Source organism: uncultured Campylobacter sp. (assembly GCF_938031315.1).
Taxonomy (GTDB): Bacteria; Campylobacterota; Campylobacteria; order Campylobacterales; family Campylobacteraceae; genus Campylobacter_B.
In genome coordinates, this window is the sequence record NZ_CALHHT010000220.1 from 1 (window position 1) to 7918 (window position 7918).

At 48.1% G+C, this 7918-nt stretch carries 8 protein-coding genes; 1 reads left to right on the forward strand and 7 read right to left on the reverse strand.

What is annotated here, in order from left to right; translation table 11 throughout:
- Window positions 1-261 precede the first annotated feature (261 nt).
- Both Q0236_RS05460 and Q0236_RS05465 read right to left on the reverse strand, forming a co-directional pair.
- The gene (locus tag Q0236_RS05460) at window positions 262-1092 is read right to left on the reverse strand and encodes a hypothetical protein (RefSeq protein ID WP_297915860.1); all 831 of its coding nucleotides are present in this window, start codon (window positions 1090-1092) and stop codon (window positions 262-264) included.
- Between the two features lie 37 nt (window positions 1093-1129).
- Window positions 1130-1966 carry a DUF234 domain-containing protein gene (locus Q0236_RS05465; protein WP_297915863.1) on the reverse strand — a complete coding sequence of 279 codons (837 nt, stop codon included), beginning with the start codon at window positions 1964-1966 and terminating at the stop codon, window positions 1130-1132.
- A gap of 98 nt (window positions 1967-2064) precedes the next feature.
- On the opposite strand from Q0236_RS05465, the gene Q0236_RS05470 reads away from it, so the two are divergent.
- Window positions 2065-3381 (forward strand): aminotransferase class V-fold PLP-dependent enzyme, encoded by a 1317-nt coding sequence (locus Q0236_RS05470; protein WP_297915865.1) that lies wholly within the window; start codon window positions 2065-2067, stop codon window positions 3379-3381.
- Window positions 3382-3448: 67 nt separating this feature from the next.
- Here the strand turns inward: Q0236_RS05470 and Q0236_RS05475 are convergent, their stop codons facing one another.
- The 5 genes from Q0236_RS05475 to Q0236_RS05495 all read right to left on the reverse strand — a co-directional run bounded on the left by Q0236_RS05475 (window position 3449) and on the right by Q0236_RS05495 (window position 7774).
- Window positions 3449-3730, reverse strand: coding sequence for a hypothetical protein (locus Q0236_RS05475; protein ID WP_297915866.1), 282 nt, complete (start codon window positions 3728-3730; stop codon window positions 3449-3451).
- Window positions 3731-4014: 284 nt separating this feature from the next.
- Window positions 4015-5838, reverse strand: coding sequence for a phosphoethanolamine transferase (locus Q0236_RS05480; protein ID WP_297915868.1), 1824 nt, complete (start codon window positions 5836-5838; stop codon window positions 4015-4017).
- 22 nt (window positions 5839-5860) lie between these two features.
- Complete coding sequence (locus Q0236_RS05485) at window positions 5861-6637, reverse strand: undecaprenyl-diphosphate phosphatase (protein ID WP_297915870.1); 777 nt, start codon at window positions 6635-6637, stop codon at window positions 5861-5863.
- Window positions 6624-7238: a thiamine phosphate synthase gene (gene thiE, locus Q0236_RS05490; RefSeq protein WP_297915872.1), complete on the reverse strand. Its 615-nt coding sequence runs from the start codon at window positions 7236-7238 to the stop codon at window positions 6624-6626. Before thiE ends, Q0236_RS05485 begins: the two co-directional genes overlap by 14 nt.
- The gene (locus Q0236_RS05495) at window positions 7235-7774 is read right to left on the reverse strand and encodes a hypothetical protein (RefSeq protein ID WP_297915874.1); all 540 of its coding nucleotides are present in this window, start codon (window positions 7772-7774) and stop codon (window positions 7235-7237) included. Before Q0236_RS05495 ends, thiE begins: the two co-directional genes overlap by 4 nt.
- Between the last annotated feature and the right edge of the window lie 144 nt (window positions 7775-7918).

The window sequence follows — 7918 nt, forward strand, 5'->3', positions numbered from 1 at the left end:
TTTTCCAAAGGCGTGATCAAATCGGTGCCATACGTGATCAAGGTGAAAAAATAGTCTAAATTTGAGGAATTTAGGGCGCGAGGTTTGTGTGTGAGCAGCGCGAGTTCGCTCGCGGTAGTGCAAGTCGCGCGCAGCACAGCCGCCCGTTCGAGCTGAAATTTCACAAAATTCCGCCGCTTGAAATTTTAAAGCTGCGGGATTTTAACTTTAAAATTAAGCTTTTAAGACTTTTGCCATCAAATTTAAAAATATAAAATTTTGCTATCTAAGTCTAATAACGCCGCCGTTTTCATTTAGAATTTTTGTGACTTCGGGCAATTTGTATGTTTCCATGCAGAATTCATAATTTTGGCTTGCGCCTTTTCGTATCTCCAAACTAGCGTTTTTGCCCGTATCGATTGCGGTTATAGTAAAGCAGCTGACATAGCTCGTCGTGCCTATGCTAATCGAGTTTGGAGCTATCTGCTTGACCGCCATGCTTGTTATCTTGTTTGGATTTTCGTCGAATCTACCTTGCGATACGTAAAAATTAATATAGTCTTTTATTACGATTTGCAATTTTTTTGATAATGCCTCGTAGACCTCTTCTTTGCTCATTCTAAGGTCTTCCTTGAGAAACTTTATCTCCTTTCTTAAAAGCCTACATTTCGGGCTGATTGTATCATTTCTGCATTCCTCCAGTAGATATGTTAGCCTATTTTTAGGCGCTGTAGAGTTTATCGGCAAACCCGTGGCGGCTAGAAACAGAAAGCATTCCACGTCGAATTCCGTATTTCGCACCTCTTTGCGCTCGCACATAGCTTTTTGTTTTTTATCTTGCGCCTTTACCTCTTGCCTTGATGCCGCTTGCATCATACTTTTATAGAAGATTTTAAAATACGCCATGGCGGCTCGTTCGCAGTTGTCGTAAATCTCTGGCGATTCTTTGGATAGATCGGCTAGAGCGCACGCCTCGGAGACGCTTTTTGCTTTATCCGGATTGGCAGCATAAAAATCCTCCGTTTGAATATCCTCTATTTCTCTCCTATCGCATCCTGCTAAGCTTAAGCTCAAAAGCACGCCTAACGATACCGCCAAGACCCTATTTTTCATGATAATTCCCTTATAATCATTGATTTTACGTCCGTATTCAAAGTAAAATTTTAAAATCCTCGAGCGAAAAGAGTAAAATTTTATCGCTTTTTAGGCTTCTCAGCTCGCCGCTAAAGCCGCTTTTGGAAAACAGCGCGAGCAGATCGGGCGCGAGGCGCGCTTTTTCGCATTTGAGTATGAGCTCGTTTAGCACGTTTTTTGAAATTTTTCGCTCCTTGTATTTGCACTCGCCCGCGACGCAAAAGCTCTCAAATTTCGCGTAGATATCGATCTCGACCTCTTTGTTCCAGAAGCTTGAAATTTGCGAAATCTCTAAATTTAGATACTTCGCGAGCAGCTCCTTGCTTAAAATTTCAAACCCGAGCCCCGCGTAAGCGTTGAAATCCGCTTTGATTAAGCTTAGCACGCGCTCTATTTCGCCGCGGCGCAGCGCGGGCAGATTCGGCTCGATAAATCTAAACCAAAACCTCGCAAAGTTGCTGCTAAAATGGACTTTGTCCGTGATATGGTAGCGTCGCAGCGCGCGCGGGAGGCGGTCGTTTTTACGGGCTTTTTGCGCCCTTTGCTCGCTTGATTTTTCGGTGATTAAAAACTTCGCGTTTATGAGATCTGCGGTGATTTTTTGCGCCGTAAATCGCGGCAAGATTTTTGAAATTCCTATTTTTTTGCGGTCGCTTCTAGCGAATTTCATCAGCGCTTTTTTGATCTGCTCTTCGTGCTCGCCGCCGAATTTAAAGCGCTCGCCGAGATGTTCAAAGCAGAGTAAAATTTCATTTTCGATCGCTTCGAAAACGTCCGCGTAGCCGCTTATACAGCCGATCTCGTCAAATACGAAATGAAACTGCAAAATCGCGTCGATACCAACATCGCCCAAATTTCGCGCAGTGTCTTTTAACTCGTAAATTTCGCCCTCCTTGCGGGCGTAATTTTAGCGAGTTTGGATATAATTTGCAAAAATTTTGGAGTCGCGCTTTGGATTTTCAAACGATCAAAGAAAATATCATCTTAAAAGAGGGGGTCAAATACTTCGATTTCGCTGCTTCGGGGCTCGCGTATCGCCCTATAGAAGCGGAGATCGAGCGCGTGCTTGCAACGTACGCCAACGTCCACTCCGCAGGCGGAGCGAGCGCCGAGATTACGAGCGATTACTACGAAAATGCAAGGGCCAAAATCAAAGAGCTTTTGGGCTGCGAGGAGCGCTACTATCTGATCTCGTGCGGATTCGGCGCGACTGCGGCGATAAAGAAGCTTTGGGAAATTCTAGGCATCTACCTGCCGCCTGCGACGCGAGATAGGCTCGGCTTGCGGCGCGAGAGCCTAAAAGATCTGCCGCTTTTCATCATCTCGCCTTTTGAGCATCACTCCGTTGAGATTAGCCTAAGACAGGGGCTTTGCGAGGTCGTGCGCGTGTCGCTGGATCCAAGCGGGCTGATGGATTTTTCGCGGCTGGGCGAAATTCTATCCGCAAATAAAGGGCGCGAAATTTACGGCGTACTTACCGCGGCATCGAACGTGACGGGGCTTAAGATAGACTACAAGCGCGCTTACTTGATGCTCAAGGCGTACGGCGGGCGGCTGTTTGTGGACGCTAGTGCGCTCATCGCGCACGAAAACGTAGATACCAGCTTTTGCGACGGAGTGTTTTTCGGCGCGCACAAGCTTTTGGGCGGCGTGGGCGCTAGCGGGATTTTGGCGGTACGAAAGGAGCTTTTGCGCGGTGAGGAGCCGACATTCGCGGGAGGCGGCACGATCAAATACGCGGATGCCCAAACGCAGCGCTTTATAATCGACAAGGAGCGCTTGGAGGAAGCAGGCACGCCGGGCATCATCGCGCTGGTGCGAGCTTATCTTGCCCTAAAGCTTCGCAAAAGCGTGGGACTAGAGGCGATCAAATCGCGCGAAGAGGCGATTTGCAGGCGCTTCATAAGCGAAATTTCAAAAATCCCCGAGATTGAAATTTACGGCAATCTCACCGCGCCGCGCGTGCCGATCTTTGCTTTTAATATGCAAGGACTCGGCTCGGACGCGCTAGCCGGGGTGCTCGGGCAGAAATTTGAGATCCAGACTCGCGCAGGCTGCGACTGTGCAGCACCTTACGGCTTTGATCTGCTCGGCTTACGGCCCGATACCGAAATGTCGCGCAAACCCGCTTGGGTGCGGGCTAGCTTCTCTTTCATCCACGACGAAAGCGACGTAGATTTCTTGGCGGAGGCGCTAAGACAGATCGCTCAAATCCGCGATAAAATCACCTTTGTAGCAGGCAAATATCGCTGCGGCAGCATAAATTAAGCTCGCGAAATTTTATAACAAGAGCCGCTTTTAAATTTTAGGGTGCGGGATTTTGCGACATAAAATTTTATCGGTGAAATTTCGTAGCGTAAAATTTTATGGCTTGGAATTTTAAAGCGTAGAATTTTATGCGCGGCTCGGGCAGCAGATATTCCGTGCCTATTAGAACGTGAAATTCTTCGGCATAAAATTTCGCGGCGTGGGATTTTGAAATTTTAAATTGCGGGCTGAATTCTATCGGTAAATTTTGTGCTGAGGAGTTTTGCGCCGTGAAATTTGAGCGGTAAAATTCCGTGCCGTGTGGATAAATTTTTTGGCACCGCCAAATTTTAAAATTCCTAAATTTCAAAATTTCGCTATTCGAACTAGCTTCGCGAATTTTGTATTTCGTGAATGCATGGAAAATTATGCGCCGTGGAATTTGAGCGGTAAAATTTGAAATTCCGCAAAGTCGAATTTTGCTAAGCAGAATTTCGCAACACAAGAATTCTACCGCAGAGCTTTGCGATAGCGTAGATTTGACGCAGACGCGCCCGTGCGAAAGCTAAATTAGGGCGCAAGCGCTTGTAAATAAGAGCGCAAATTTTAATAAGCGAAATCTGCGCCGCTAAAAGGCGCAAAATTTCACCGAATTTACTCGCCGAATTCCTTCTGCAGCCTGTAAACCTTATCGTAATCGACCCCCTCGATGATGCGCGGACGCGAGGCGTTGAAATCCGCGTTTATCACCGAGCGAGCGGGATCGTACTCCGGTAGATCGGTCATCTCTAAAATTTCTGCAATCGCGTGGATGAGATCGTCGTTTAAAAACGGCCTGTCTTTGGCTGCCGCGATGCGCGCCCAAAGATCAGCGTTTTGCTCTTTAAATTTATCAGACGCCATGAAAATCAGCGGGATTTCGAGCGTGAAGCGGTTGATGCCGCCGTGGATCAGCTTGCCGCGGTATTGATAAAGGCTCTGGGCGTGGTCGCTGAAATAGACTATCAGCGTGTTGTCGCTCGCAAAAATTTTATAAATTTCGCTCACGATAAAATCGTTGTAAGCCACGGTGTTTAGGTAGTGCGCAAGCTCTTTTTTCTGTCCCTCATCAAGCGGCTCGCGCGAGATATCTGCGGCGCTAAATTTAGCAAAGCTTTTTGGATAGCGAAACTCGTAGCTCGGGTGCGAGCCCATCAGATGAAGGATGAAAAATTTATCCTTTTTCTGCGTGCCGTTTACCTCTGCGGCGGAGCTTTCGTCCTTGCGCGCAAGAGGCGATCTTTTCGCGCCCGATTTGAAATTTTTTATGCTAGGAAGCATAACTTCGTCGAGCGAGTAGGCGTATTTGTAAACCGGGATTTGATTCGTAAAGTCCGAGTGATCCGTCATCTGCGCGCTCGCGCCGCTTGCGACCGCCCACTGCCCGTAGCGCTCCTGGTTGCTGATCCAAAAGGTCTCGTAGTTTGCGAGCCGCGCGAGATTTACGATGTCGAGGTTAGCGCTCCACGGGCGCTGCTTTTCGCTCTCGTAATTTCCAAAATTTAGCACGTATTTTAACACGTCGTTGGTCTTAGCGCCCGGCGAGACGACGTCGCTAAAGGCGATTAAATTTCCACTTTGCTCAAGCGCTTGCAGATTCGGTGTGGTGGGCAGATAGTAGCCGTATAGGCTCATGAAATTTCGCTGCAGGCTCTCTCCGATGATGAAAACGACGTTTGAGATGCGGTTTGGCGTGGTTTTATGCGAGTGTGAGGCGTAAATGCTTTGGTATCCCGCTTGCAGCTCGCGCACGCTTTTAAAATCGGCGCCGAAATAATCCTTCGTAACGAAAGCAAAGTTGTAAATCGGAATTTTATTTAGCGCGATTATGATGCTGGCGCGCATTTTCGAGCTTTTGGCTACGTAGCTTTTAAACGCCGCATGTGCCGCAAAAACGAGCAAGCTAAGCAGAAAGGCTAGCTTTATCGCGCGACATAGCTTCATTCGCGCTCGCTGGCTCACTCTAAGCCTAAGAGCGGCGAAGACGAAGATCAAAAGCGCCAAAAAAGCCGCGATAAGCTTGAAATTTAAAAACGCATGCGCGAACTCGAAGGCCTCCTTGGGCGTCGTTTGCACTAGCGCGTCCAGCGTGCCGTGCGAGTAGGTAAGCTCCAGGCTAAAGATCAAAAAAATCTGAGCGATCGCAAAGACCACGTTTATCGCCAGAAGCGCAAAGGCGAGAATTTTATATAGCCTGGCGCTGTAAAAGCTAAGCGCGTAAAGCGCGAAAAAAAGTATCGTCACGCCGCAGATCGCAGATGCCGCAAAAAACAGCGCCTGCGCAGAGAGCAGCTCGCCGCCGCGCGCGATAAGAAGCAACCCTAGGGCTAAATTTAATACTAAAACTAGCGCGTATGTGTTTAGTACCGCGCCGTCAAATACCGATAGGAGGCTGAATCTGTCTTTTAAAAATGCGCCGATATTTTTTGCTAGGCTCATGAAATTCCTTTGATGATTGCGTTTAAAAAACGAAGATGAAAAAGACGACGCCGATTAGAATTCTATAAATTCCAAACGGGATGAAATCAAACTTCGAAACGAAGCTTAGAAATAGCTTGATCGCCGCAAGCGCCACGACGAACGCTACTGCGCCGCCTATGAGAAAGGTCGTGATATTGTCGGAGTTTTGCGCGAAGGTGTCTAAATTTTTATAGGTGTCGTAAAAAGTCGCCGCAAACATCGTAGGGATCGCGAGCAGGAAGCTAAAGCGCGCGGCCAGGTTTCTGCTTAGCCCGCACAGAAGCCCCGCGATGATGGTAGCGCCGCTGCGCGAAGTGCCCGGCACCATCGCAAAACATTGCGAAAGCCCGATGATAAAGGCTTGGATGTATGAAATTTGATCCAGATGTTCCAGCTCACCGTCCTTAGGGCGCGCCTTGCGAAAGAGCTCAACCGCGATAAAGATAATGCCCCAGCCGATCAGCGCGTAGGCGACTGTTTGCGGCGCGAATAGAGACTTGATGCTTTTATATAGTAAAAATCCTATCGCTGCAGTGGGGATGAAACCCACGATAAGTTTGCACCAGAGCTTAAAATCGACCAAAAGCCGCTTGTAAAACATCGCGACGACCGCCAGGATCGAGCCTAGCTGGATAGCGACCTCGAAGCATTTAAGCGTGTCGGTCTGCTGCAAGCCCATTAGTTTTGCGGCCAGGATCATGTGCCCGGTCGAGCTTACGGGCAGAAACTCTGTCAGCCCCTCGACGATGCCTAAAATCACGGCGTCAAAAATATTCATCCATTTTTTCCTTTAAATTTGCTAAATTCTGCGTAATCGAAGCGGGTCTGTAGATCGCCTCTACCATCGCGATATAATCGGGCTTGAGAGCTAAAATTTCATTCAGATTTTCTAGGTTTATACCGCCGATTACGGCAATTGGGAGATTTAAAAATTTTCGCGCCTCTTGCACGAGCGCATCGGGGCAAAGCGGCGCATCAGGCTTTGTTTTGCCGCGCCTGAGCGAGCCGAAGGCTACGTAGCTAGCGCCCTGTGCCTCGGCCTTTTGCGCGCGAGCAAGATCAGCGTAGCAGCTAACGCCGATGATCTTATCCGCGCCTAAAAACTCGCGCACCTGCGCCGTCTCGCCGTCGCCCTCTCCGATATGCACGCCGTGCGCGCCAAGCTTTTTGGCAAGCGCCGCATCGTCGTTGATAATGAGTTTGGCGCCGTAATCCTCGCAAAGACCGATGAGAGAGCGGATTAAAGCTTCATCCCTCACGGCGAGCTTGCTGCGGTACTGCACGAGCTTTACGCCGCAGCGCAAAATTTCATCTATCTGCGAAAAGATAGTTTGCGGCGGCGTTAAGGCATCGTCGCTAAGCGCGTAAATTTCGCTCATTTATCCTCGTCTTTTTTCGGCATCGGCACGCCGTTTAGAATGCAGTTAGTAACATCCCAAAATTTTGCGCTATACATTCCGCGCTTAGCCTCTTTGGCTTCCTCGGCGGCTTTTAAAAGAAGTTCGCTATCGTCAGTTATCGGCACGGCAAATCCCGCCGCTACCAGGTCTAATCGCAGATTACTTTTAGGATCGCTTACGTCGCAAACATAGGCGTCGTTGCCGCGATTGATTAAATTTACGTAGTAGCGCTTGCCGGGTTTTATCACAGACTCGAGAGCTTTTTTATATTCTTTATCGAATTTCCTTAGCTCTTTGGCGTCCGTTATGCACCTTGAAGCGCCCGCGGCGATTATGTTTAAATTTTTTAAGTCGCAGGGAAAGAAGCGATCTTTTTGAGCTTTTCTAAAGGTAAAAACAAAGGTTCTGCCGTCATCGCCAAGACCTGCAAATGCGGCGATGCCATATCTATCTTTTTGCTCCGCAAAGCTCTGTGTGCAGAGCAAAATGGCAAGTGCTAAAAATATCTTTTTCATAGGATTCCTCTTAGGCGGCGCAAATTCTATGAGAGGAATTTGCGCCTAAATTTTGCGGATTATTTTAAATTATACTTTTCCAAAAGCTTTTCGTAGCTGCCGTCCTTTTTCATATCCTCAAGAGCTGTGTTAAATTTAGCGAGT

Bases quoted from the DNA above. Each gene is read 5' to 3' on its own strand.
- Q0236_RS05480 (WP_297915868.1), bottom strand. From the start codon at position 5,838: ATGAGCCTAGCAAAAAATATCGGCGCATTTTTAAAAGACAGATTCAGC.
- Q0236_RS05485 (WP_297915870.1), bottom strand. From the start codon at position 6,637: ATGAATATTTTTGACGCCGTGATTTTAGGCATCGTCGAGGGGCTGACA.
- Q0236_RS05495 (WP_297915874.1), bottom strand. From the start codon at position 7,774: ATGAAAAAGATATTTTTAGCACTTGCCATTTTGCTCTGCACACAGAGC.
- Q0236_RS05460 (WP_297915860.1), bottom strand. From the start codon at position 1,092: ATGAAAAATAGGGTCTTGGCGGTATCGTTAGGCGTGCTTTTGAGCTTA.
- thiE (WP_297915872.1), bottom strand. From the start codon at position 7,238: ATGAGCGAAATTTACGCGCTTAGCGACGATGCCTTAACGCCGCCGCAA.